The organism is Sabulicella rubraurantiaca (assembly GCF_017355885.1).
Taxonomy (GTDB): Bacteria; Pseudomonadota; Alphaproteobacteria; order Acetobacterales; family Acetobacteraceae; genus Roseococcus; species Roseococcus rubraurantiacus.
Genome location: NZ_JAFEUU010000001.1, coordinates 417832 through 441475 on the forward strand (window position 1 = coordinate 417832; position 23644 = coordinate 441475).

Sequence of the window (23644 nt, forward strand, 5' to 3'; positions counted from 1 at the left end):
CGGGGCACCGGGAGCACGTGGAGTGCGAGCAGGCCGTCCGATGGAAGTGAACCGCGAGTTCGAACTCGTTACATGGCCGCCCCTGCGACTTGCCCGGATGCGCTGCGAGCGCGGATCCGTAGCTGTCGTGTTGCCCGCCAGCTCCCGCCCTTTCACCACGAGCGAGGAGGAGGATGGGGCGCCATGCGCATCATCGGAATGGACATTCACCGCGTCTTCGCGGAGGCGGTGGCGTGGATGGACGGAAAGGCCGTCCGGCTGGGCCGGGTGGACATGCGCCGGGATCGGCTGGAGGAGTTCGCCCGCGCGAGCCTGACGCACGACGACCATGTGGTCGTCGAGGCGACGGGCAACGCCGCGGCGGTGGTCGAGGTGCTCGCGCCGCACGTCGGGCGCGTCGTGATCGCCAATCCCAAGCAAGTGCGCCTGATCGCGCACGCCAGGATCAAAACGGACGCGATCGATGCAGCCGTTCTGGCCAAGCTCTACGCCAGCGGCTTCCTGCCGGAGGTCTGGGTGCCCGACGAGCGGACCGGCGCGCTGCGGCGCCAGGTCAGCCGGCGCGAGCAGCTCGTCCGGCAGAGGACCCGGATCAAGAACATCGTGCAGTCGATCCTGCACGCGCATCTCGTGCCGCCCTGTCCGCATGCCGATCTGTTCGGCCACAGCGGCCGCGCCTGGCTGGCTCGGCAGACCCTGCCCGAGGACGAGCGCCAGGCCGTCGAGCGGCACGTGCGCACGCTGGACCGGCTGCTCGAGGACCTCCGCGTGGTCGAGCGCGACATTGCCGAGCATGCCCTCGAGGACGGCGCAGTTCGGCGGCTTATGACCATCCCGGGGATCGACATGATCGTCGCGGTCGGGCTCGCGGCCGCGATCGGCGACGTGGGCCGGTTCCCCTCGGCCGAGAAGCTCGTCGCCTACCTCGGCCTGAACCCCAGCGTGCGGCAGTCCGGAGAGGGGCCCGCCCGGCACGGACGCATCACAAAGCAAGGCCGAGGGCACGCCCGCGGCCTCCTCGTGGAGGCCGCATGGGCCGCCGCCCGTGCGCCCGGACCACTGAAGGCGTTCTTTGGGCGTGTCGCCTCCCGGCGCGGCCAGCACGTCGCGGCGGTGGCGACCGCCCGCAAGCTGGCCGTCCTCGCGTGGCGGCTCCTGACCCGGGGCGAGGACTATGCCTGGCTCCGTCCGGCGCTGCAGGCCCGGAAGCTGCGGAGCCTCGAGCTGCGGGCCGGACGGCCGCGGCTGCACGGTCTTCGGGGTGCCGCCTTCGACTACAACATCAAAGGCATCCGGCAGCGCGAACGGCAGGCCGCAGAGGCCGCCGAGACGGCTTATCGCAAACTCACAGAAGGCTGGGCGCAGTCCGGCCCCAGAAAGGGTCGGGCACGCACGAGCGCCGCAGGGGAGGAGCGACGATCTGAGGCGGCGCGGCGGGGCTGACACCTCCATGCCCCGCCCTTGGCCACGCGGTCGCCCGTGCGCAAAGGAAATCTGGCAAGGCTCGCGAAAAGGGACTTCCCTATTTCATCCGTTTCCCACGGACTGCCGCGCTCGATGTACGCCGTCCTCGCCCCGACACCGCCAATCCAGCCCTTGACCGCAGCCGCGATGAACTCCGGCCCCTGGTCCGAGCGTACGTGTTGCGGCACGCCATGGAGGAGGAAAAGATCAGCGAGAGTGTCGATGACATCCACCGAGGTGAGCTTCCGCCCGACACGGATGGCCAGCGCCTCGCGCGTAAACTCGTCGACCACGCAGAGCATCCGGAACCGCCGCCCGTCCCGCGTCCGGTCCTCGACGAAGTCGTAGGCCCAGACGTGCCGGGGATGTTCGGGGCGCAGCCGGATGCACGACCCGTCCGCTAGCCAGAGCCTGCCGCGCTTGGGCTGGCGCTTCGGCACCTTCAGGCCCTCGCGGCGTCCTATCCGCTCCACCCTCTTATGGTTCACGGCCCAGCCCGCCTGGTTCAGCAGCGCCGTGATCCGCCGGTAGCCGTAGCGTCCATAGCGCCTCGCCAGTTCGACGATGTCGGCCGTCAGTGCCGCCTCGTCGGCACGCCCTCGCGGCGCCTTCTGCTGCGTCGACCGATGCTGGCCCAGCACGCGGCAAGCGAGGCGTTGCGAGACACCGAGCCTTTCCTTCACATGCTCGACGCAGCGGCGCCTGCGGGCTGGGCTCAGTAGTTTCCCGATGCAGCTTCCTTCAGGATGATCTTTTCAAGCGTCAGGTCCGACACCGCCTTCTGCAGCCGCGCGTTCTCACGCTCCAATTCCTTCAGCCGCTTCACCGCGTCCAGCTTCAGGCCGCCATACTCGGCGCGCCATCGATGATACGTGGCCTCGCTCACCCCGATCGCCCGCACCGCGTCTGCCACGGACTTTCCGCCCGCGATCAGCACCTCCGCCTGCCGCAGCTTCGCGACGATCTCCTCAGGCTTGTGCATCGGCCTCCGGCCCATCATCCCGCCTCCCTTGGCTCCGCGGCTCTCATTACCGCAGACCCACTCCTACGGGGGCAGACCAAGCACCTCTTCCAGAGCCTTTGCCAGCAGAGGAGCGCAAAGGAAGCGCGCGTCCAGGCACGATGATCCGGTGCGGAGCGCCCCCGCCGGGTCCACCTGCCCTTCCAATGGGCAAGGCCCCAGGCGATGCCACGTCAACGGCGCCTCGGCCAGCGTCGGGAGGTCATGGAACAGCAACGCGTTGGCCCAGGGGATCCCGGTTTCGCAGGGGATGCGAAGCCCGAGATCCACCTCTTCTCCCATTCATTCCGTGCTTGACCACCCGGCGCCCAGCCGCGTCCCAGCTTCCAGGAGCATGACCGACCAGCCACGCGAAGCGAGACACAGCGCCGCGCCCATTCCGGCCAATCCGCCCCCGATGACCGCGGCACGGGGCAGCATCAGGAGGCTTTCCGAGGCTGTGCCTGGAGGCAGATCTGCCGCATGGCGCCCAAGACGCGCTCAATCTCTTCCTCGTTCATATCTGGCAGGAAGGGCAACCCGAGCGTCGTCTGGGCGAGGCGTCGGGTCACCTCAAGTCGCACTCCCGCAGGGAAGGTAGCGAAGTCGCGGAAGGCAGGCTGCGCGTGGTTGCCCTCCCCCCACCAGGACCGGGTCTGGATACCGAAAAGACCCAAGTCGAGCGCTGCTTCGGCAGCACCGACACCCGCCGGCAAACGAACCACGCAGGTCGAGGCTACCCAATCCTTTCCGAAACCAGGCAGGAGGCCGCGGCCCATTCCCGTCAACGCATCGCTCATTCGTGCCGCTGTCGTGATGAGGGCAGCACGGCGCTCCGGCCATTCGTCGAGCGCCGCGAGGGCCACCGCTGCATGGTACTCGCTGAGCTTTGCGTTCAATCCGGAAACCTCGGCGGTGCGCGAGCCGAAGAAGCCAAGATTCGCCGCGCGCTTGATGCGACGGGCGAGATCGGGATCGGTGGTGGCGACGAAACCGCCCTCCCCGGCCCCCACGACCTTGGTCGCATGCATGCTCACAACGGCTGGGGGCCGCCCGGCGCTCAGCCCGTCGAAAGCGGCGGCGGCGTCAATCACAACGGGAATGCCCGTCTCCTGCGTGAATGCATCCCAGGGGCCGGGGTCCACCAGCAAGCCGAAGGGAGCCACGACCATCACGGCAGCGACCGCTACACCCTCCTGGCTCGCACGGGCTGAACGGATCGCGTTGCGCACCTGATCGGGGTCAAGCGCCCATCGCTCCTCCCCCACATCGAGGAAGGCAGGATGGAGGTCAGCCGCAATTGCGGCGTGGCCGCTTGCCACGAAGCTCCAGGATGGCATCAGGCAAAGGCCCTGGCGAGCTTCGCTGGGGCGATCCTCCAGCACGGCGCGAAGGGCGCAGACCAGCCCATCCGTGGCAGTGGAGACGGAAACGACATGGCCACCGCAATGCACGGCCAGCCGCACCTCGAGTTCCGCGCTCAGCGGGCCCCAATTGGCATAGATCCGTGCGGCGTCGATGCGGCGCAGATAGGGCAACAGTGCATCGACGCGCGGCAGGAGCGGGCGCGGACCGGAATGGGCGCCAGTATACCCGTGGCCGCGAGGAGGGCCGGGGCCGCCCCGCCCCGACCCTGCATCGGTGGGCGCAAGGGGACAGGCCGGGTTCCCGGCTCCAGAATGGACGAGGCGCTTACCGTCAGCGGGCTTCCCGGTTGTCGCTTCCGGGAAGATGCCCGCCGGGCCCATAAGGCCCGGTTAACGCCGCGAGGTCAGATTTCAGATATCGGCGTAAACATGCGTCTCGGCGCGCGCGCCAGGCTGGGTCACCGCCCCGTACCGCGCGGGGCCGACGGTCTGCGCGTATTTCCACAAAGCGCCGCTGTTGTAGTCATGCGTGCGCGGCTTCCATTCGGCCCGGCGCTTCGACAGTTCTTCTTCCGACAGCATCACGTCGATCGTGCCCTTCTCCGCATCGATCACGATGCGGTCGCCGTTGCGCAGCAGGCCGATGGGCCCGCCGACCGCCGCCTCCGGCCCCACATGGCCGATGCAGAAGCCGCGCGTGGCGCCAGAGAAGCGGCCATCGGTGATCAGCGCCACCTTGTCGCCCATGCCCTGGCCGTAGAGGGCGCTGGTCGTGCTCAACATCTCGCGCATGCCGGGGCCGCCCTTGGGGCCCTCGTAGCGGATGACGATGACGTCGCCGGGCTTGTAGGCCCGTGCCTCGACGGCGGCGAATGCGTCCTCCTCGCAATCGAAGCACAGCGCCGTGCCCTCGAAGCGGAGCTTCTCCATGCCGGCGATCTTCACGATCGCTCCATCAGGCGCGAGGTTGCCGAAGAGCGAGACCACTCCGCCGATCTTGCTGATCGGGTCTGAGACGGGACGCACCACGTCCTGATCCTTCGGGAAAATCACCTCTGCGTGGTTCTCAGCCAAGGTCTTGCCGGTGGCGGTGATACAGTCGCCATGCAACAGCCCGCCATCCAGCAGCGCCTTGATGATGACCGGCACGCCACCAATGCGGTGCACGTCGAGCGCGACGTAGCGTCCGCCGGGCTTCAGGTCGGCGATGTGGGGCGTGTCGCGCATCAGCCGCGCCACCTCCTCCAGCGGGAAGTCAATGCCCGCCTCATGGGCGATGGCGGGCAGGTGCAGTGCGGCATTGGTCGAGCCGCCCGTGGCGCCGACGATGCGCGCCGCGTTTTCCAGGGCCTTCCTCGTCACGATGTCGCGAGGGCGAATGCCGCTGCGGATCAGCTCGACTACCTGCCGGCCGGATTCAAGAGCCCACACGTCGCGGTCCTCATCCGGAGCGGGAGCGCCGGCCGAATTCGGAAGGGCGAGGCCGATGACCTCGCTGATGCAGGCCATGGTGTTGGCGGTGAACTGACCGCCGCAGGCACCGGCGCCCGGGCAGGCATGCTGCTCCAGCTCCTCCAGCTCCTCGTCGCTCATGCGGCCGGCCGCATGGGTGCCCACCGCCTCGAAGACGTCCAGCACCGTGACGTCACGGCCGCGGTGGTGGCCGGGGCGGATCGAGCCGCCATACATGAAGACGGAGGGCACGTTCAGGCGCAGCATCGCCATCATCACGCCGGGCAGCGACTTGTCGCAGCCCGCGAGGCCCACCATCGCGTCATAGCAGTGGCCCCGCATGGTGAGTTCGATGGAGTCCGCGATCACCTCGCGCGAGACCAGGGAGGACTTCATCCCCTGGTGCCCCATCGCGATGCCGTCCGTCACCGTGATGGTGGTGAACTCGCGCGGCGCGGCGCCCGCCTCACGCACGCCCTGCTTCACCGACTGCGCCTGGCGGCTGAGGGCGATGTTGCAGGGCGCGGCCTCGTTCCAGCACGTCGCCACGCCGATGAGGGGAGCGTTGATCTCCTCCTTCGTCATTCCCATCGCGTAGTAGTAGGAGCGGTGCGGCGCGCGCTCCGGACCGACGCTGACGTGGCGGCTCGGGAGCTTGGACTTGTCCCATTGGGTCATTGCGTGCGTTTCCTCGGCTTTCTGGTTCAGCTTGCGATGCGCGAGAGGGCGGCGTCCAGCCGGAGCAGTTCGGCCTCGGCCTCCGCCAGTCTTTCCTCCGTCTCGGCAACCACGCTCTCCTCGGCCTTCGCGCGGAAGCCGGGATTGCCCAGCTTCTTTGCCAGCTTGTCCCGCTCCCCCTCGGCCTTTGTGCGGTCCCGGCCAAGGCGTGAGCGCTCGGCGGCGAGGTCCACGACGCCCGTGAGTGGGAGGAAGAGCGACAAGTCGCCAGCGGCGGCGCTGGCGCCAGGCCCAGCACCTTCCGCCGCATCGGCCACGAATTGCGGTGCCTCGACCCGTGCTAGGCGCATAATCTGCGGCGTGAAGGCTGCCAGGTTCTGCGCCGCCGACATCGGGCCGGAGACGCGAAGCGCCAGCGTCGCCCCCGCCGGCACGTTCAGCGCTGCACGCGCCGAACGAATTGCGCCGATCGCGGCAATGGCGAGGTCGATCCCCTCCCCTTCCGCATCGGTGAGGACAGCGCGCGGCCAATCAGCCGTGGTAAGAGAGACGGCCTTGCCATAGCCGAGCTGCTCCCAGAGCTCCGCCGTCACGAAAGGCATCACCGGGTGCAGCAGGCGCAGGATCACGCCGAGCACGTGCTGGGCTGCGCCACGCACCTCGTCCTTCTCCGGGCCATCGGGTCCGTTCAGCACCGGCTTCGCGAACTCGATGAACCAGTCGCAGTAGCTGTTCCAGGTGAAGCCGTAGAGGGCGGCGGCGTAGTCGTCGAAACGGAAGCGGTCCAGCGACTCGGTCGCCGCTGCGATGGCGGCTGAGGACTTGCCAAGCAGCCAGCGCGCCAGCGGCGTCTGCACCGTGGCCGGGTTGAAGGCCGGATCAGGCTGGACGCCGTTCATCTCCAGGAAGCGCGCGGCGTTCCACAGCTTGGTCGCGAAGGCGCGGTAGCCCTCCAGTCGCTGCGGGTCGAGCTTGATGTCGCGGCCCGGCGAGGCCAGCGCGCAGAGAGTGAAGCGCACCGCGTCGGCACCATGCTGGTCGATCAGGTCGAGGGGGTCCATGACGTTCCCCTTCGACTTGGACATCTTCTGCCCCTTCGCGTCGCGCACGAGACCGTGGATCACCACGTCGCGGAACGGCACCTCCTTCATGAAGTGCAGCCCCATCATCATCATCCGGGCGACCCAGAAGAAGATGATGTCGAAGCCTGTCACCAGCACGTCGGTCGGGTAGTGCTTGCGAAGCTCCGCCGTGTCCTCGGGCCAGCCCAGCGTCGAGAAGGGCCAGAGGGCGCTGCTGAACCATGTGTCCAGCACGTCCTCGTCGCGGCGCAGTTCCACCGGTTCGCCGTAATGCGCCTGGGCGGCCTCCAGCGCCTCCGCCTCGCTGCGCTTCACGAAGACCGTGCCGTCCGGGCCATACCAGGCCGGGATGCGGTGGCCCCACCAAAGCTGCCGCGAGATGCACCAGGGCTGGATGTCGCGCATCCAGGCGAAGAACAGGTTCTCATACTGGCGCGGCACGAAGCGGGTGCGGCCAGTTTCCACCGCCTCGATGGCCGGCTTCGCGAGAGTCGCGGCGTCGCAATACCATTGCAGCGTCAGGCGCGGCTCGATCGGCACACCGGAGCGGTCGCCGTGCGGCACCTGATGCGCGTGCGGCTCCGCCTGGACCAGTAGCCCTTGCGCCTCAAGCTCCGCGATGATGAGCTTGCGGGCCTCGAAGCGGTCCATGCCTTCCAGGGTGCGTAGGAAGGGCGACGGGTCCTCGATCTCGGCCAGGGTGATGCGGGCACTCTCGTCCAGCACGCTCGGCATGGCGAGCTCGTGGCGGCGTCCCACCTCATAGTCGTTGAAATCATGCGCGGGAGTGATCTTCACCGCGCCCGTGCCTTTCTCAGGATCAGAATAGGCGTCGGCGACGATGGAGATGCGCCGTCCAACCAAGGGCAGGATGACATGGCGCCCGACCAGCGCGGCGAAACGTTCATCCTCCGGGTGCACGGCGACGGCCGTGTCGGCCAGCATGGTCTCGGGGCGCGTGGTCGCCACTTCGATGTGCCCGCCGCCCTCCACCGGGTAGCGCAGCGTCCACAGCGTGCCCTTCACCTCCCGGCTTTCCACCTCAAGGTCGGAGATCGCGGTCTGGAAGACCGGGTCCCAGTTCACGAGTCGGGTGTCGCGGTAGATCAGCCCTTCCTCGTGCAGGCGCACGAAGACCTCCAGCACGGCGCGGGACAGGCCTTCATCCATGGTGAATCGCTCGCGCGGCCAGTCGAGGCTGGCGCCGAGCCGGCGCAGCTGGCGGGTGATGGTGCCGCCGCTCTCCGCCTTCCACTGCCAGACGCGCTCAAGGAACTTCTCACGCCCCATCTCACGACGCCCGGGCTGCTGGGTCTGGGCGAGGAGACGCTCGACGACCATCTGGGTGGCGATGCCGGCGTGGTCGGTGCCGGGCATCCACAGCGCGTCGCTGCCCTGCATGCGGCGGAACCGCACGAGCACGTCCTGCAGCGTGTTGTTCAGCGCGTGGCCGATGTGCAGGCTGCCCGTGACGTTGGGCGGAGGGATGACGACCGTGAAGGGCGGGCGGTCCCGCGCTGGGTCGGCGCCGAAGACGCCGGCGGCCTCGGCCTCGGCATAGAGGCGCGATTCGATGGCGGAGGGATCGAAAGCCTTGGGGAGCATGGGCGCAACTTCCGCGCCCCACGCTTCCCGTCAAGCCCAGAAGGCGTCAGCCCTGGCGGGACATCACCCGTTCGATCTCTTGGCGGACCAAGCGCTCGACAATCGCGGGCAGGTGGTTGTCGAGCCATTCCTTCAGGACGGGCCGGATTTCCTCCCGCACCACATCCTCGATCGTGGGGCCGCCGCGGGCGACGCCCGTGGCCCGCTCCTGCGCCACCGCGCGCGACAGCTGGCCGAGGGCCGCGGGGGGGGGGGGGGGGGGCGCCCGCGCCCATCGCGCCGGGGTGGCGGGGGTGGGGGGGGGGCGGGGGGACAGCTCGGGCTCTGGGGCCGCAGCGGTCGCGGGCGCCTCGGTGAGAGGAATGGGCTCAGGCGATAAGGCCGGAGCCTCGGGCGCATCTGGCGGCAATGCCCCCTCCGGCCGGGTGATCATCATGTCCGGCGTGAGCAGGAGGGGTTCGGGCTCCGTGACAGGGATCGGGCCGGCTGGCGGCTCCCCCTCGTTCAGGATCTTTCGGATGGACGCCAGGATATCGTCCATCGTGGGCTCTGGCTGTGCAGGCCCGCTCCCGCTCACCGCCGCACCGCCGCGACCGAATAGTCGCCGATGCCCACCCAGCGGTCGCGCACCGCATTGTAGTATTGGCGCATGTCGTAGAGCTCGACCGGCAGGCCGAGGTCCTGCGCCGTCAGCCGCCCGATGGAGGCCGCCAGGTTGTAGGAGCCGGTCACGACGGTGGAGAGGGCGTTCACCAGGCTGGTTCGCGCATTCAGCAGTTCCTGCTCGGCGTTCAGAACGTCCAGCGTGGTGCGGCTACCGACGATCGCCTCACGCTGGACGCCATCGAGGGCAATCTCGGCGGCGCGGATCTGCGCGCGGACGCTTTCCACCGTGGCGCGGGCGGAGCGAAGCTGCTCCCAGCTTTGTGCTGCCTGCTGCGCCACGGTGCGCCGCGCCTCATCCACCTGGGAGATGGCCTGCTGCGCGGTCTGGCGCGCCTGCCGCACCAGCGCGTGCTCCGCACCGCCCTGGTAGAGCGGCACGTTGAGGTTCAGCGTCGCCTGCCCTCCGGTCTGGCGCGTGCCGCGAAGCTGAGCGTTGTCCTGGCGGAAGGCTTGGGCCGTGGCCGAAACCTGCGGCAGCAAGGTGGAGATCTGCACGTCCACCGCGTCGCGCGCCGATGCGGCATTGAAGAGCGCGGCGACCACGTTCGGGTTGTTGGCGATGGCCGCTGCCTGGGCCTCGGCCGCCGAGCGAACCGGCACGACCAGCGGTTGGGGGTTGGTCAGGCGGCCCGGCGGCTCACCCACGACGCGCTGATAGGTCGCGCGCGCGATCTGGAGGTTGCCCTCAGCCTGGGTGCGGGATGAGCGCGCGCCGGCGAGGCGGCTCTCCGCCTGGGCCACGTCGGTGCGGGTGATCTCACCGACGCGGAAGCGCTCGTTGGTCGCCTGGAGCTGACGGCCGAGTACCTGCTCGTTGTTGATGTTGAGGCGTAGTAGTTCGGCGTTCTGGATCACGCCGATATAGGCGTTCACGCCATCGCTCAGGATCTGCTGCTCGGTCGCGAAGAGCCGGGCGCGCTGGGCCAGGACTTGGTTTTCCGCCTGACGAGTCTGGGCGACGGTCCGGCCGCCGCGAAAGATCGGCTGGGTAACGGTGCCCGTGACACTGGCCGGCGAGCGGTCAAGCCGCGAAACAACCCCGCCCTGCCCCGTATTCCGGACGTCCGTGGCGCCGTAGGAACCGGCGATGACCACGGTGGGCCGCCAGCCGGCGAGCGCCTGGGGAACGTTCTCGTCCACCGCGCGAAGCTGGGCGCGTGCGGCGAGCAGGGTGGGGTTGTTGTTGTAGGCCTGGGCCAGGGCTTCCTGCAGCGTCTGGGCGCCGGCAGGCGCCGCCGCAAGCAGCATCGCGGCGGCGAGGCCGTAATGGAACGGGCTGGAACGCATCCGCATGAAACTCCGAGCGTATTGGGCAGAAGAATAGCGGCTGGCGCTGCCGGGCGCCACCGCGAGGCTCAGAAGCGGAATCCGGCGGCTTCCGAGAAGGCGGGCAGCACGGGCGCCGGCGCCTCGAAGGCCGGGATTTCGCTCACTGTCCCCCCGGCGCGGCGGTACAGGCAGACCTTCCCCATCATCCCGGGCCGGGCGCGGACCAGGATCGCCCGGCCGCCCTCGCCCAGTTGGGACCACAGGGTCTCGGGCACGCGCTGCACGGCGCCCTCGATTAGCAGGATCCGGTAGGGCGCGCCCTCGGGCCAGCCGCGCGCGGGATCGCCGACATTCAGGACGGGCCGGTTGCCGTGGAGGGCAAACTCGAGGGCGCGCTGGCCAAGCGAGACCAGCGACTCCTCCTCTTCCACCCCCGTCACCACGAGGCCCATCCGGGCTAGGACTGCCGCGCCGTAGCCGCTGCCGGCGCCGAGGACCAAGGCCCGCTCGCCGGGCTGCGGCAGCACGGCCTGGATCATGCGGGCCAGCACCATGGGTTGGAGCATGAAGCGCCCCGGTGCCACGGGCGTCGATTCGTCGGCATAGGCGCGCGCCGCCATGGCAGGGGGCAGGAAGCGCTCGCGCGGAACCTCACCCATCGCCTGGACCAGCAGGGGATCGGTGACGGCATTGGGCGTGATCTGGCCGAGCACCATCATGCGGCGGGCCGCCTCGTGATCCTGAACCATTGCCGCCGGGAGCGTCATTGCCTGCCTGCCTTTCCGTTGGCGGGCGTTATACGGGGCGGCGAGCAGGGCGGAAAGTCGGGCGCGCCTTGACCGAAGGGCGCCGCTGCCCGATACGGGGGCCGCACTTGGGGTCCGGTGGCCGAGTGGTCAGGCAAGGGTCTGCAAAACCCTCTACAGCGGTTCGATTCCGCTCCGGACCTCCAGAGTGCGGCTCGTGTTTCAGGGGCGGTTGCAGGGCGTCGAGCCCTCTGCTATTCGCCCCGCACCGCGATGTTCCGGCGTGGCGCAGCGGTAGCGCAGCGGACTGTTAATCCGTTGGTCGTTGGTTCGAATCCAACCGCCGGAGCCACGGCTCCCTAAGCATTTGAACCAGCTTCTGTTTCGCCGTCCGGCCCGCTATCGGAGGCCGCGCTGGTGCTCACGCTCCCACAATGCTCCCACATCACCCGCAAGCGCGGGGTCTATTACTGGCGGCGGCGCCTGCCGGGGACCCCGAGAGGCGAAGTAGCCTTGAGCCTGCGGACACGGCGCTACCGGGAAGCGGAGCACTTGGCATCGCGGCTGGACATGGCGTTCGGCGCGGCGTGGCGAAGGGCGAAGGCGAGCGTGAGCGCATCGGCAGGCAAGACGGATTTGAACGCCATCCTGCGGGAATACCTGCGGGAGAAGCTGGATGCGGACAGCATCAGGGCGTCCTGGCCCTTGGGGATGCTTGAGGAAGGATTAGAGCAGACGCGCGATCACCTCGCTGGCCGGGAGGACTGGAGCGTGAGGACCGCTGTGGACACCATGATGCAGCGGCATGAACTCCCCGAAGATGAACGCTACAGGCTCACTATCGGCACCCTTGAAGCTGACCTTCTCATTTTCAGAGAGTTGATCCGCCGGGCTAAGGGAGAAGTGCCTACCGTCTTCACCGATCCCGGCAGCGAAGAAATCGGCCCAGTACCAGAGCGCTATCCGCCAGCAAGCCCGCCGCTTGCCCAACCGGTCCCCCCTACCCCGCCCGTGCCGAAGGCGTCAGAGTTGGTGGGATTGTTCCTCGAAGTCCGAGGCAGCCGCGACAACGCCACCCATAAGCAGCGCGGTGAAGAGCACGCAACGATTCGGCGCTTCATGGAAGTGGCAGGCGACAAGAACCCGGCCGATTACGGGCGCGGCGACGTGACGCGCTACCTCAACACTCTGCGTCAACTCCCAAGCTCATATGGCAAGTCCCCGAAGGACGCAGGACGGACCCTTGCCGATATTATCGCGGACCCTGCGCGGGCTGGACAGGCACGCGTGACGGAGCGGACCGCCGAGAAGCATCTGAACGCCCTTCGTCAGTTCTTCCAGTATGCTGTTGACGTGGGACAAATGAGGGTGGCCACACGCGTAGAGCTAGTGGACGGCCACCGGTTCGGCGCGGCGACGGAAGGTGCGAGGGAGCAGCGCGACGTATTCACGCCCGAAGAGTTGAGGCGGCTCTTCGCCTCGCCAGTTTGGGCAGGGCGGCACCCCTTCTTCCGAGACAAGCGCGGCGAACACGTCATACGGGACGCCCACTTTTGGCTCCCGCTCCTGGCCCTGTTCCACGGCGCCCGCCTGGAAGAGATGGCCGATTTGAAGCGGGGCGACGTGCGGCGCGATGGCGGGCTGTGGTCCCTTCACATCCGGCCTGCGCCAGGGCGGCGACTGAAGAACAAGAACGCCAGCCGCGTCATCCCCCTGCACCCGGAGATGGTGAAGCTCGGCTTCCCGCAGCACATCATGGCTGTGACGAACGACGACGCGGACCCCATCTTCGCGGACCTCACGCCGCGCGGAAAGGACATGCGGCGAGGTGTGGATGTGACGAAGTGGTTCACGCGCTATCGCAGGGCTATTGGCCTCGCCCGCGACGGGCTGACGTTCCATTCATTCCGGCACACAGCCATTACCCGCATCTCAGACGCCATCACGGACCTTCAGCAGAAGCGGCACCGGAACCGCATCATGGGACACGCCAGCGAGGAAGGCGGCGAAGGCGATGCCCGATACGACAAGGGACCGGACCTTCACGCAGCGGCGCAAACGCTAGCCCTGTTACAGTTCCCCGAGTTGGACCTCCGGAAGCTCTATGTCGTAGGGGCGACCGAAGGCTAATCACGTCCAAGCGGCCGAGAGGATGCAAGGTCATCCGGCGGTCCGCCTGCCCAGGTAGAGTTGGCTTTACCTTCGCGAACGGCGGCGCCTGCCCTCCGCTATAGAACGAAGAACCTCGGCTCCGTCGGCCGTTCAGTGGCGTCAGGAACTCCATTCTTTCGAATGGGATCGGCGGTCCTCGCCATGTGGGACCCAAGGCACGAAGCGTGAAGGTAGAGCGCGACTAGACCTCTGCGCTGGACACCCAAAGCCTGCCCCCTGCTATCCCGAATGCCCTCTTCGCGGCCGAAGGGCGGGGCTGTCCCCGCTCTCCCCGAACGAAGCCCTCAAGGCCCGTTCCATGTCCTCCCTTGGCCCCTTAGCGGCCCCACAAGGACCCCACACACATCATGACCCCTTCTCCGTCGCCTCTCCGGGCGGCATCTCCTTCGCGCGTCGTCTCTGCGCTTCTCCTCTCACCCGTCAGGGCGCAATGCGGCGAAGTCGAAGTCACGCATCGCACGCCTGTCCTGGTCCTTGCACGGGCGCTGATCGCGGCCGGGCATGATCCTCGGACGCTCCTTCAGGTCCGCTGGAAAGACACGGGGACCGAAACCCTCACCGCTCCCCTCGGGACGCTCGCGCGGCTTACGGTCTACGAGGATGACCGATCAGGGCCACGCTTCGCCCCCTACCAGCCCTTTCCGGGGACGCTTCGCCAACGGAAACCCGGATTGATGCGGCTCGATGCTTGACGCGACGCCGCCTACTTACAGGCTATCAAGCAAGGGGCTTCGTTTGGCTATCAGCACAGCGATGCGCGAGGCACCATGGCGCGAGCGGCGTAACGCTGATGGCCCACTTCAAACCTTCCTTCAGCGCATCCAGGCCGCCCTCTGGCGCGAAGACCCGAGCGAAGTTGCGGCTCTCTACGAAGCAATGCTTCTGCGCGACGTTTGGGATGAGCCAAATGCCTTTGATGGAAAGTTTGGGCTGCGTGCCGAGCGTCTCCGGGAACTACGCCGTCCGCTTCCGCAGCGACCCAGGAAGGGCCTCACGATAACCGAGATGGCACGACACGCGAGCGTTGACCGGGAGACGATGGCCCGCGCGCTTGAGCATCACGGTTACGTGACCCTCGCCCCGTTCGGTGGACGCCAACAACGGCGCCTTGTCTCGGATCAAGCGACTGCCGCTGGCTACGGCCACAATGCGGACGGGAGCAACACGCATATCGCCGCGTTGGAGGGCCTCAATCGCGCATCTGTGTTCGCCGTCTTCTACGAAGATCACGTTCCCTCGGTCCTGTGGACGCTGGACCTCGACGGCATCCGTGACCGCGCGACAGCGATCGTCTCCAAGCGCCACCGGCTTAAGTGGCTCCTCGCAAGTCACGGCTACTTGCCCAGCGGGTTCATCGCGTCTCTTGCGGGCTGCACCGAGCGGGCGGTGAAGAAGGCGCGGGCGCGCATGGGAGGCGAAAGTTCCCTTGCAAGTTATAGGTACACAAAAGGGTCCCTGATGGCTTCCGCTACCGGCCAGCAGTGAAGACCAAAGCTTGGCCCCTACCGTATCTCACCTCCCCCTCACAACGCCTTAACTGCCTCGGCAACGGCCACGCTTTGGGTGTCTGGCTGTGTCTCTAGGTCTGCGGAAGGTAAAGTTCACTAGACCTCTCCGGGTTCCCACTCGGCGAGCGCCTTACACATCGTCAAGCGTGCACGGCTCTGCGACGTCTTCGATGAACTCCGGCTTCAAGAAGTTCACGAACCCAGCCACTTGAGCGAGCTTCTCCTTCAGGGCTTCGAACGAGAGAAAGGAACACACTTCGCTCATTGGCGGGTTCAGTTTCGCGAAGACCGGCCGGTTCGTCTCGCTGAAAACCTTCTGCCGCCTTTCAGCAGGGGCGACGATGTAGAGCGGAATGTTGAGGTTCGGCTGCATGGCGATCAGGTCCGCCATCCGTAGCAGACCTGAGAACACTTGCGTTGTGCTCTCGATTTCGAACGCTGCCACAATCGCGTTTCCTTTGAGCCACATCACGTCAATCAGTTCGATGGTCTTCCGCGTAGCGTCGTCGAAGTTGACCGGGAGGACGAGCTTCAGTTGCGGCAGTTCCTTAAAGCTGTGCCCCTTGTAGGACCTGCTTACGTCGTTCTTCGCGATCCAGACGCCAAGGCCAAGGTCGTTGCCCAGCTTCGCAAGCAGCCATTGCATCTCGGTGTGAGGGGTGTCTTCCTTCGCCGCACTGACTGAGACGCCAGCGGCTGACCCAACTTGCTCATCAGGCGTTGACTGCTCGGGAACCGTCGCTGGCTCCTCTTCGGGGACGGTGACCGCTTGGCCACTCGCGGTCTTCAGGATCGGAGGAACCTTGCTCAGTTTCGCTGGATCGAAGGGCCGCTCGATGGGGTCACGTACTGCAGCGTGAATGGCGCTTGCGACAATCTGGCCACTCTCGCTCGGCCACTTAGCGGGGGAGCCACGGAAATGCCCCGTCCAGGCGTGTGGGCTCTTCAAGTTTTCGAAAAGCGGCAGCTTGTCCTTCATCGTCAAAATGGGGACAGCGGTGATAGGTTCGAGCTTGGCCGTGACCTTGACGGGGACGCGTACAGGAAACTTGTTGTCCTTCCAGATCGGCTCATCGGACTGGAAGGCGGCGCCGGTTACCTCAAGCAATCCAATCCATCTCGACACGCCTGTCAGGTAGCAAAGCAGGTAGTCCCCGGGGTGCATATTCTGCACCGTCTTCCACCGGTTCTCGCGAAAGCCGGTTACTTCGCCTCCAGCGGCCAAGAACTCCTGCCAAGTCTGATACGTGAAGAGGTTCAGCCAGTACTGTGGAGCCACGGGAACATGCCTCGGTAGGTTTGTGTTGGCCGCTAGGTCACGCCCCTTGAAGTGGATCATCGGGAGGGTTGCGCGATACAGGGCGAGGAGAACATGCCGCTTTCGAGCCGGTCAACGCGCGTCCCGGTTGCTCCCATGAAATGCCGCGAGCGACGATGCCGAGTAGGCTGAAGCGACGAAGGCAATCAGGTCCGCACGGAGCGTTCCGGAAACTGAGCGCGACTTGGCGCGAGCTTTCAGGTGGCGGCTGGTAACGAGTGGGGCTCGGAGCGGAAGGTAAAGCCCACTACACCTTCGCTGTCCCCCGCTATGAAGGAACACAACTAACCAACTCTGTCCCCCGCTATCCCGGAACGAGCTCTAGGGGGGTCCTATAGGGACCCTGAACGGGACCCGTAGCTAGTGGGAGGAGGGAACCTCCCCCTCTCCCATCCCCTGAATGACCCGTGAAGGTGAAGTCAACTCTACCATCAGGAGCCGGGCGAGGACCGTAGCGAGGTCCCATCGTCTCCAAGGTCCCAAGCGCCCCCTAAGCTGCTTCGAGCAGCCCCGTCGCTCGGAACGCATCTTCCAAAGCCGATGCCGGAAGGACGAGCTCGGTCCCATCAAGCTGCCAAAGCCCCCAGAAGACGAGATTGCACAGGTAGTCCCGGAGTGGCGGAACAGCGGTGCTGCGTCTTACCGCTTCAACGAGGGCGAAGTCCGCGTCCACGAACCGCATAGGGTGGCCATCCAGCGTCACTTCGATGGTGTTCCCGCAGGCCACAATCACGAGGCCAGGCGCGTAGATGGAGCGGTCCTGCAATGGCTGAACTTTCGAGGGAGAAGTTGCACAGCGGCCCCCCGGTCGGGACCATCAACCGAGCCGCCGGTCGAAACTTAACGTTAGCTGAACGGCCGTTGCTGGATCAACAAGAAAATGCGCAGGAATGGTTTCGGGTCGCGGGCGCCCCATTTCATCGCGAAAACACGAGCGGGTATCCGCAATCGCGGCGGTGGCGATTTCCCCCCGTGGCGGGTGGCGACCCCGGCCCCCCTTCGGTCCCGCGAAGGTGTAGTCGGGGCTCTACCTTCAGGGCCGTGAGCGTGGCCGTGCTGGCCTCCCGCTAGCGCCGTCCGTCGCCTGAACCCCGTACCGAGTATGGCTCGCAGGCGAGGCCGTCCCCGTCCGCGTCTAGGCGCGTGCGGTAACCGGGGCTGCCAGCGGGAATGTTGTAGTATCCCGCCTCGTGAGCCGCTGCGCAGTTCGGGAAGTACAGCCCCCATAGAGCGGAGGTGAAGTAGGCTGCGGTAGCAGGCGGGTGATGGATTGCTTTGGGAGCGAAGAGCGCCACGCCAACGGCCAGGACGAGGAAGACCGGCAGCGGCATCCACTCTCTCAGGCGGCGAAATGTTCGCTTCCGGTCCAAGCTGCGCTGCTGTTGGGCGGCAATCCGAGCGCGGCGCTGCCTTTCGCGCTCTAGGTCGGCGACGGTTCCCATAGAGGCATGGTAGCAGGCGAAGACGGCGGATAAACACTCCGTTGGCTTGCGGGGTCTCTCCCGCCCCTTGACCCCCTGAAAGCGCCGTTCGCTTCACCTTAGTAGGCCGCAACGAGACAGGCTCAGGCCGCCGTTTCGCCCGCCAGGATACGGTAAACGCTGGCCCGGCCGATCCCCAGACGGGAGGCAATCTCCGTGGGCCTCACCCCTTCTGCCTTCAGCTTGTGGACCTCATTGGCCTTACGCTGCGCGGTCGGGACGCGGCCCTGGTACTTTCCCTCCGCCCTTGCCTTGGCGATGCCCTCCCGCTGCCGTTCCAGCATTAGGTCCCGCTCGAACTCGGCCACGGCTCCAAGCATCGTGAGCATGAGCTTGCCGGTGGGGTTCCGGGTGTCCAGCGCGGTCCCGCCCATGGAAAGGACCCGCAGCGCCACGCCCTTCCCGTGCAGCTTAGCGACGATGGCGAGAAGGTCCGCAACGGAGCGGGCGAGACGGTCTGGCTTGGTGACCACCAGCGTGTCCCCGTCGCGGGCAAAGTCCAGGGCGGCCGCAAGCTGCTCTCGCTTGGCTACTGAGGACACACGCTCCGCGAAGATGCGCTCGCAGCCTGCTGCCTTTAGGTCCCGCTCCTGGGCTTCGAGGCCCGCCTCCTGCTCAACCGTAGAGGTTCGGGCGTAGCCGATGGTCATCCCCATGAAGGCGTCTCCTATACCGGCGGCTTGTCCCGCACGGGTCTTTGAGAGAGTGGGATGATCCGTCTCAGAACGTCAAGGCCACTTATGCGAGACACCACTGGCGCTTTTCCCGATGGCTCACATGAGCCTGCTTCAGCGAGACGTGGGGAAGCCTTGCATAGCGTCGATCAGGCGCCTTACCATTCTGGACATGTAAGGAGCTGAGCAATGCCGTTTACACCGTCGAAGCTTAAGGCTGCTGCTGAGGCCACATTAGAACTTGCCTCCAGCGTCAAGCCCTCACTCGACACGTCCAGTCTCAGCGGACTTGCGTCGAATGTGGCAAGTACACTGAAGGAACTGGCCTCAAACTCGTTTCGGTTGGAACAAGCGCAGTTTCCCGTACCGCTTCAGAGGCCGTAGAGGGCAGTGCTCGTGTCATCGCATCTGTTAGCGAGGTCGTAAGTGCCGTCGATGTGAGTGCGACCGTCAGCAAGGCTGCTGATTTGGCCACGTCCGCTGCATCTCAAGCAGCCGATATAGCAGTTCTTGCCGCTAAGAGCGAGATAACCCAGGCAGTTATTGAAGGCGCGGCTAGTGTAGCTCAGACCGCTGCCCAGGCTGCGGTTAGGGTGGTTACCAGTGAAGCCGTCCACACCGCTCTTGATCTCGGTAAAGAGGCTGCCATCGCGGTTATTGAGGCCGCACTTGATGGAGGCTGACCCCGCTTTTTCATGATGGGTGCGGCGCACGATGCGCGGAGCGGCGGGGCAGCTTCGGGGGCCTCTAGGTCCCGTTCATCGGACCATGCTGCCTTCCGTCTCCTACCTTTGGTGGGTGAGGCACAGGCCAGCGGTGCGACCTCACTCCGTCACTTGGCGGAGTTCTTTTCCATATGGCGAGTGCCAACGCCTTTAGGGGCCGGAACGTAGACCGCTACGGCCGTTCGCCGGGTGGAAGAACGGGCCGCCCGCGTGACCGGAGCGTCCCAATCAGATCGTCCCTCGACAACCGAGACTGTACCTCTTGCACTCCGCGTGAAGCGCCCCCTTATAGGTCATTATATTTGGAAATGAAAGCTAAGTGGAATGCATGGATGCTGAGCGAGAGTGCTTGCGCTGGCCTCACACGAAAGGCGCTTTTTCTTGGTTAGACTGGATACAAATCTTGTCGATACTCATCGAAACGGTATTCGATTTTGTTCATGCGGATTAGCTTTCCACCCTTGATCTCGAACTCAAGGATCTGCGCTCCCAGACGAAGTCCCTTGTCATACGATGCGCCGCTTGCCACCACATGGACACTCACAGACCGTCCCGCCTTGTACTCCATACAACTGTGCACGTGGCCCGCCAGGATATGATGCACACCGTGGTTATCTGCAGCATCTATAAGCTTCTGGCCATCAAGAAGCTTTAGCGTAAGGCTCCCCCCAGGGTCTTGCGGAGGAAAGTGGACCGCCCAAATCACAGCTTCCCTCCCGTGGTTGCGTGCAGCAAGGGTCGCGTCGCACATCTGACGCAAGCGGTTCTCATCTACCTTCCCTTGCCCAAGATGCATAAACGGCATCCCCCTTGGCTGCGCATCGGAGGCATTGGTCAAACTGAAATCACCGGCTACAATGGTCAGCGCCTCCCCATCTGTTGCATCAATAAGAGTCGAGGAAGAGACATCGGGCTTAGGCCATAGGTCGGCGAAAATAGCATCGAAGCGCCTACAGCCAGGCGTACCGCAGTCATCGGCGTATCGATCATGATTACCAGGAAGCAAGAGGACCAGATCTCGCGCTCTTACTTCTCCCAAATCTCCTCTCGATGATGAAGGGGTCGAGTTCGGTCTGAGGAAACGGGCCGCAGCATTAAGATCCTCCTCCATTCCGGATGTCGCAAGATCGCCCGTAATTAGAACCGCCTGCACAAATCCGTTGAGAGCTGCTCGGGTCGCAAAGCGGCCAACCACTCTCAGTGCCGTAGGATTGTAGCTACCGAATGGGCCAACCGCATAAGTAACGGTCGGAAACAGTATCTTACTTACCGCTTGCCAGAGCAGACGTCGTGCGGCTAAAGCTGGAGTTGGCGGAAATTGGGAGGGATTTTCAGCGATATGCAAATCCGAGATGTGAAGAATTCGGATCACGCCCATCGGATAGCCCTAATGACAGCTTTACGGTGTCCGCTCAATCAACGCCGGTGATAGCGGAGCGAACGGAAACTGCTCTGTGAGGTCTGGTATCGCAACTTCCATCGTCAGACCATCGCCGTCAAGTGCAATGTTCCCCCATGCTCCTCCGATCGACATGCCACGAGCAAGCTGCGCTTTGATGTCCGCTAGCAGGTCTGTCAGAAAAGCCGACGTCTCAGCAGGCCGCGTTGGGAATGCTTCGGCCAGTCGGTACTCGAATTGTAACGCCCAACCATCTTGCGTTGCAATATTGTGAGATCCCGCGCCTCGACGCGCAGCGAATTCTGTAAATACAAGCCAGAGCTGAGACGTTAGCTCTCCACGAAGCTGCTCGGCATCTACTTGTGTGTCCAGAATGTATGGGCTGAGGTCGGCCCACTTCGGATGTGAGTCTAATTCCTGCTCTCCAAGTATCCGCATGCTTTCGATGCCTCGCGCCACGTAACCCGCTAGCGTTGCGCTGATTTGGTAGCGCTCCCCGAATCCATCGGCCGTCGGCTCAGCAGCTACTTTCGCTTCTCCACCTGGTCGAAGAAATACGACATCAAATACATCTGCATGCACGGCAGCTAAGGCGCGCAACATATCTTTATCTAAAAGTGCCTCTCTTGCTCGCCACCTAAAAACGTTTTTTGAGTTTCGAGAACGCGAAGCCTCAGTCATGCCAAAAGGCACAATATGTGGCGTTTCCAAGTATAAGCACAGAGCTGAATAATTGCCTTCATTACTCGAACTCAAATGAACGTTATCGTCTAGAAGCCAGGCATTAGGCTCTGGACTGAAATCCGCAAATAGAAATTCTCCCACAAGCGTCTCATTTAGGGGGCCGCTTAAGAAGTCCATGTCGCAAGATTGGTTAAAATCTAAATCCACCAAGGTACCTCTTGAGCCCCCCATTGCGCCGCTCACTTTGATGGAATCATATTTTCTCGTCGTGCCATGCATTTCAGAACCTCACTCTTTTAGATATTTCTTTAAGGTGCTCAAGGTGAGCTAAAGCAACTTTCAATCTCAAAATGACTAATCTGAGCCTTTGCTCATCGACTTGAAATGCCTGGTCATCTCCAAAATTATACTGAAGCCTAACTGATACAATTGGCAGGAAAGCAGAAATATCTGGGACGACTGGTTTCTCCAAATTCTGCAGCTCTTCCAAAGTTGGATCGCGCTGCTCACCAACAACAGCCCGCAGTTCGACACTCGTCTCAACATCTATGAGAAACGGTATTGGGCCTTGAGCTGCGTCGCGTAGCCTCATTTCGTCCTTGCGGCGTTGCGCAATGATTATGAGATCATTAATTGCCGCAGCAACAGATTCGACCGCGCTTGAGGTAAGCTCGATTTCGCGCGCGAGATCATCGGCGAACCTCCGAGCTTCGTCCTCAGGGACTTGGTAGGACTGAAAAGCTCGAACAAGCCCGATACAGAGCCGGATTAGACGTATGAAATCTGATCTTGGCCGCTGCATTTCGCCAGATAGCGATTCAATCGCGGCCTCGCGCTCCGAAGTTAGGTCGGAGGTAAGCAGGCGCTCAACCTGATCCAGCAATCTGTGCCGCGCATCGGGCTTTAACTCTGCAAGGGTACGAACGTCCTCTGCGAGCCTGCTCTCACGCAAGCCCCTTTGGCCAATCCGACTAAAAAACTCAGACCTGTGGCTTGATGCCTCAGGCAGGTTCATGGCCCAACTCCGAGGGTTATGGGTTGCTTCGCTCGTATTTTACTGCTTGAACGAATGAAGCTCGCCCTTCGCAAACATTCACTCGCTTTTGCGTCTAGTGCCAGCCATGACTCAATATGGTCCAAGTTTGAGACAATCATATTAGGCTTTCCCGCATACTGTCGGCCAAGACTGCGTTCTCTCGGCACGCACCACAAGGAAGCCCGCCAGCGACCCTGGCAGTAGGGGTAACGGCAGTCCTTGAACAGCGTTGGTCGTTTCGACCGGGGAGTTCACCCCGCAGATCAGCATCTGAGTATCTAACCACCAAGGCTGCCCCCTCAAAACCATGCCGGAGTCCGACCGTCTCATACACTACTGATGTAGTGCTAACATAACCTTCCGCCATTGGCGTCCCTTGTGCAACGCCGAAAGATCTCGGCCATCTTGCCTCACGTGCCGACCGAACGAGTAGCCTTCAAGGACCTGCTGGCTGCAAGCAGGGTGCAGAAGTAACCTCGTCGGGCCGCCCGCGTCACCAGCTACCGGCCAAGTCGGCGTGGCCGTTCGGGTATCGAGGCTGCGCTTCTTGCGCTCTTTGCGGAGGCGCTCCTGCGCGTGGGCAAGGGCGTCTTCCAGCGTCAGCAGCAACTTCCTGGCCTCGGCCGCAGTCTCGGGATGGCAGTCTCTGTCCATCTCTTCAATAAGCGCGATCTGAAGAGCTACGCGCTGCTCTCCCGCTTGGCTATGGCGAGGGCGTCTTCAGGCGGGCCCATGGTCTTCCTATTGGCTAGCACCTTCCTGAACACCCCGGGTCTGGGCATGGCTGAGCGCGCCTTTATGGCTCACCTCAATCATAAGGGCCGAACCGGACCATTTCGTTGGCATAGCTGTTGCGTTTGCGGCCTCCGCTCGGTGCTGGATGCAGCAGCCGGACAGGGACTTGGAGGCAGGCGCGGGGAGGCTGCGGGTCATGGTGCCCAGGTACCCGTTCCGGCTCCCGCTACGGCCGTGAGGGCTGCGGAATGAGCGCCGTAAAGCCCCTCCCCGCACCTCCGCTCGCCCGCGCAACTTCGGCGGTTCCTGGCCGCCATCGAGAAGCTTAGGGAGAAGATCAAGGCGCGGATGCAGGAAGCCCCCGACCAACGGGAACCGCTCCATCGGGAACTTGACGAGGTGGCAGGCGAAAAGCGGGCCTTTGAAATGGCCCTTGCCGAAGCCGAAGGCCGAGAGGCAGCCAAACCGGAACGGAGGAAGTAACAAGCAGTCCTGCGCAGGCCCGCCGCTATCGCCTAAGGATGGCCCCTTCCCGTGTCCCGGTGGGGGCCGTCAGCGGCTTTTCAGGGGGCTTGGGTGGGTT

General features: G+C 64.5%; 17 protein-coding genes and 2 tRNA genes. 5 read left to right on the forward strand and 14 right to left on the reverse strand.

The features are described 5' to 3' along the window. Window positions 1–198 precede the first annotated feature (198 nt). Entirely contained in the window at window positions 199–1443 is a 1245-nt protein-coding gene (locus tag JTJ31_RS02090; protein WP_408015376.1) for an IS110 family RNA-guided transposase, read from the forward strand. Here the strand turns inward: JTJ31_RS02090 and JTJ31_RS02095 are convergent. The 8 genes from JTJ31_RS02095 to JTJ31_RS02130 all read right to left on the reverse strand — a co-directional run bounded on the left by JTJ31_RS02095 (window position 1335) and on the right by JTJ31_RS02130 (window position 11350). Next, window positions 1335–2461 (reverse strand): IS3 family transposase gene (locus tag JTJ31_RS02095; RefSeq protein ID WP_408015377.1). Its coding sequence is split into 2 segments (ribosomal slippage): window positions 1335–2194 and window positions 2194–2461, totalling 1128 coding nucleotides; the frame shifts between segments, so codons are not numbered across the junction. The two genes, JTJ31_RS02090 and JTJ31_RS02095, sit on opposite strands and share 109 nt — an antisense overlap. A gap of 306 nt (window positions 2462–2767) precedes the next feature. Further along, window positions 2768–2905: an FAD-dependent oxidoreductase gene (locus tag JTJ31_RS02100; protein WP_207536931.1), complete on the reverse strand. Its 138-nt coding sequence runs from the start codon at window positions 2903–2905 to the stop codon at window positions 2768–2770. Further along, entirely contained in the window at window positions 2905–4002 is a 1098-nt protein-coding gene (locus tag JTJ31_RS02105; protein WP_236019769.1) for a DegT/DnrJ/EryC1/StrS family aminotransferase, read from the reverse strand. Before JTJ31_RS02105 ends, JTJ31_RS02100 begins: the two co-directional genes overlap by 1 nt. A gap of 240 nt (window positions 4003–4242) precedes the next feature. Beyond that, window positions 4243–5961, reverse strand: a complete 1719-nt coding sequence (gene ilvD / locus JTJ31_RS02110; protein WP_207536933.1) for a dihydroxy-acid dehydratase — start codon at window positions 5959–5961, stop codon at window positions 4243–4245. 26 nt (window positions 5962–5987) lie between these two features. Then, the gene (locus tag JTJ31_RS02115; RefSeq protein WP_207536934.1) at window positions 5988–8648 is read right to left on the reverse strand and encodes a valine--tRNA ligase; all 2661 of its coding nucleotides are present in this window, start codon (window positions 8646–8648) and stop codon (window positions 5988–5990) included. A gap of 46 nt (window positions 8649–8694) precedes the next feature. Continuing rightward, window positions 8695–9189, reverse strand: coding sequence for a DUF2497 domain-containing protein (locus JTJ31_RS02120; RefSeq protein WP_207536935.1), 495 nt, complete (start codon window positions 9187–9189; stop codon window positions 8695–8697). Window positions 9190–9221: 32 nt separating this feature from the next. After that, window positions 9222–10601 carry a TolC family outer membrane protein gene (locus JTJ31_RS02125; protein ID WP_207536936.1) on the reverse strand — a complete coding sequence of 460 codons (1380 nt, stop codon included), beginning with the start codon at window positions 10599–10601 and terminating at the stop codon, window positions 9222–9224. Window positions 10602–10669: 68 nt separating this feature from the next. Next, window positions 10670–11350: a protein-L-isoaspartate O-methyltransferase family protein gene (locus JTJ31_RS02130; RefSeq protein ID WP_236019770.1), complete on the reverse strand. Its 681-nt coding sequence runs from the start codon at window positions 11348–11350 to the stop codon at window positions 10670–10672. Between the two features lie 111 nt (window positions 11351–11461). On the opposite strand from JTJ31_RS02130, the gene JTJ31_RS02135 reads away from it, so the two are divergent. From JTJ31_RS02135 to JTJ31_RS02150, 4 genes are all read left to right on the forward strand, one after another. Further along, window positions 11462–11535 (forward strand) — tRNA-Cys (locus JTJ31_RS02135). A gap of 71 nt (window positions 11536–11606) precedes the next feature. Beyond that, a tRNA-Asn gene (locus tag JTJ31_RS02140) sits at window positions 11607–11681 on the forward strand. A gap of 65 nt (window positions 11682–11746) precedes the next feature. After that, window positions 11747–13459 carry a site-specific integrase gene (locus JTJ31_RS02145; protein ID WP_328805645.1) on the forward strand — a complete coding sequence of 571 codons (1713 nt, stop codon included), beginning with the start codon at window positions 11747–11749 and terminating at the stop codon, window positions 13457–13459. Between the two features lie 726 nt (window positions 13460–14185). Next, window positions 14186–14986, forward strand: a complete 801-nt coding sequence (locus tag JTJ31_RS02150) for a hypothetical protein (protein WP_207536938.1) — start codon at window positions 14186–14188, stop codon at window positions 14984–14986. A gap of 153 nt (window positions 14987–15139) precedes the next feature. On the opposite strand, the gene JTJ31_RS02155 is transcribed toward JTJ31_RS02150, so the two are convergent. The 6 genes from JTJ31_RS02155 to JTJ31_RS02180 all read right to left on the reverse strand — a co-directional run bounded on the left by JTJ31_RS02155 (window position 15140) and on the right by JTJ31_RS02180 (window position 22305). Continuing rightward, window positions 15140–16348 carry an EVE domain-containing protein gene (locus tag JTJ31_RS02155; RefSeq protein ID WP_207536939.1) on the reverse strand — a complete coding sequence of 403 codons (1209 nt, stop codon included), beginning with the start codon at window positions 16346–16348 and terminating at the stop codon, window positions 15140–15142. Window positions 16349–17394: 1046 nt separating this feature from the next. Beyond that, the gene (locus JTJ31_RS25290; RefSeq protein WP_408015369.1) at window positions 17395–17769 is read right to left on the reverse strand and encodes an excalibur calcium-binding domain-containing protein; all 375 of its coding nucleotides are present in this window, start codon (window positions 17767–17769) and stop codon (window positions 17395–17397) included. Window positions 17770–17891: 122 nt separating this feature from the next. Continuing rightward, complete coding sequence (locus JTJ31_RS02165) at window positions 17892–18458, reverse strand: recombinase family protein (protein WP_207537299.1); 567 nt, start codon at window positions 18456–18458, stop codon at window positions 17892–17894. Window positions 18459–19592: 1134 nt separating this feature from the next. Continuing rightward, on the reverse strand, window positions 19593–20585 hold the full coding sequence (locus tag JTJ31_RS02170; RefSeq protein ID WP_207536941.1) for a metallophosphoesterase family protein: 993 nt from the start codon (window positions 20583–20585) through the stop codon (window positions 19593–19595). A gap of 21 nt (window positions 20586–20606) precedes the next feature. Further along, a complete protein-coding gene (locus JTJ31_RS02175; protein WP_207536942.1) occupies window positions 20607–21569 on the reverse strand; it encodes a hypothetical protein in 963 nt (320 codons plus the stop codon). Window position 21570: 1 nt separating this feature from the next. Next, window positions 21571–22305: a hypothetical protein gene (locus tag JTJ31_RS02180; RefSeq protein ID WP_207536943.1), complete on the reverse strand. Its 735-nt coding sequence runs from the start codon at window positions 22303–22305 to the stop codon at window positions 21571–21573. Window positions 22306–23644 lie beyond the last annotated feature (1339 nt).

Coding starts and splice junctions, on each gene's coding strand:
- JTJ31_RS02090 (WP_408015376.1), top strand. CDS start 199: ATGGACATTCACCGCGTCTTCGCGGAGGCGGTGGCGTGGATGGACGGA.
- JTJ31_RS02100 (WP_207536931.1), bottom strand. CDS start 2,905: ATGCTGCCCCGTGCCGCGGTCATCGGGGGCGGATTGGCCGGAATGGGC.
- ilvD (WP_207536933.1), bottom strand. CDS start 5,961: ATGACCCAATGGGACAAGTCCAAGCTCCCGAGCCGCCACGTCAGCGTC.
- JTJ31_RS02115 (WP_207536934.1), bottom strand. CDS start 8,648: ATGCTCCCCAAGGCTTTCGATCCCTCCGCCATCGAATCGCGCCTCTAT.
- JTJ31_RS02120 (WP_207536935.1), bottom strand. CDS start 9,189: ATGGACGATATCCTGGCGTCCATCCGAAAGATCCTGAACGAGGGGGAG.
- JTJ31_RS02125 (WP_207536936.1), bottom strand. CDS start 10,601: ATGCGTTCCAGCCCGTTCCATTACGGCCTCGCCGCCGCGATGCTGCTT.
- JTJ31_RS02130 (WP_236019770.1), bottom strand. CDS start 11,350: ATGACGCTCCCGGCGGCAATGGTTCAGGATCACGAGGCGGCCCGCCGC.
- JTJ31_RS02150 (WP_207536938.1), top strand. CDS start 14,186: ATGCTTGACGCGACGCCGCCTACTTACAGGCTATCAAGCAAGGGGCTT.
- JTJ31_RS02155 (WP_207536939.1), bottom strand. CDS start 16,348: ATGATCCACTTCAAGGGGCGTGACCTAGCGGCCAACACAAACCTACCG.
- JTJ31_RS25290 (WP_408015369.1), bottom strand. CDS start 17,769: ATGGGAACCGTCGCCGACCTAGAGCGCGAAAGGCAGCGCCGCGCTCGG.
- JTJ31_RS02165 (WP_207537299.1), bottom strand. CDS start 18,458: ATGACCATCGGCTACGCCCGAACCTCTACGGTTGAGCAGGAGGCGGGC.
- JTJ31_RS02170 (WP_207536941.1), bottom strand. CDS start 20,585: ATGGGCGTGATCCGAATTCTTCACATCTCGGATTTGCATATCGCTGAA.
- JTJ31_RS02175 (WP_207536942.1), bottom strand. CDS start 21,569: ATGCATGGCACGACGAGAAAATATGATTCCATCAAAGTGAGCGGCGCA.
- JTJ31_RS02180 (WP_207536943.1), bottom strand. CDS start 22,305: ATGAACCTGCCTGAGGCATCAAGCCACAGGTCTGAGTTTTTTAGTCGG.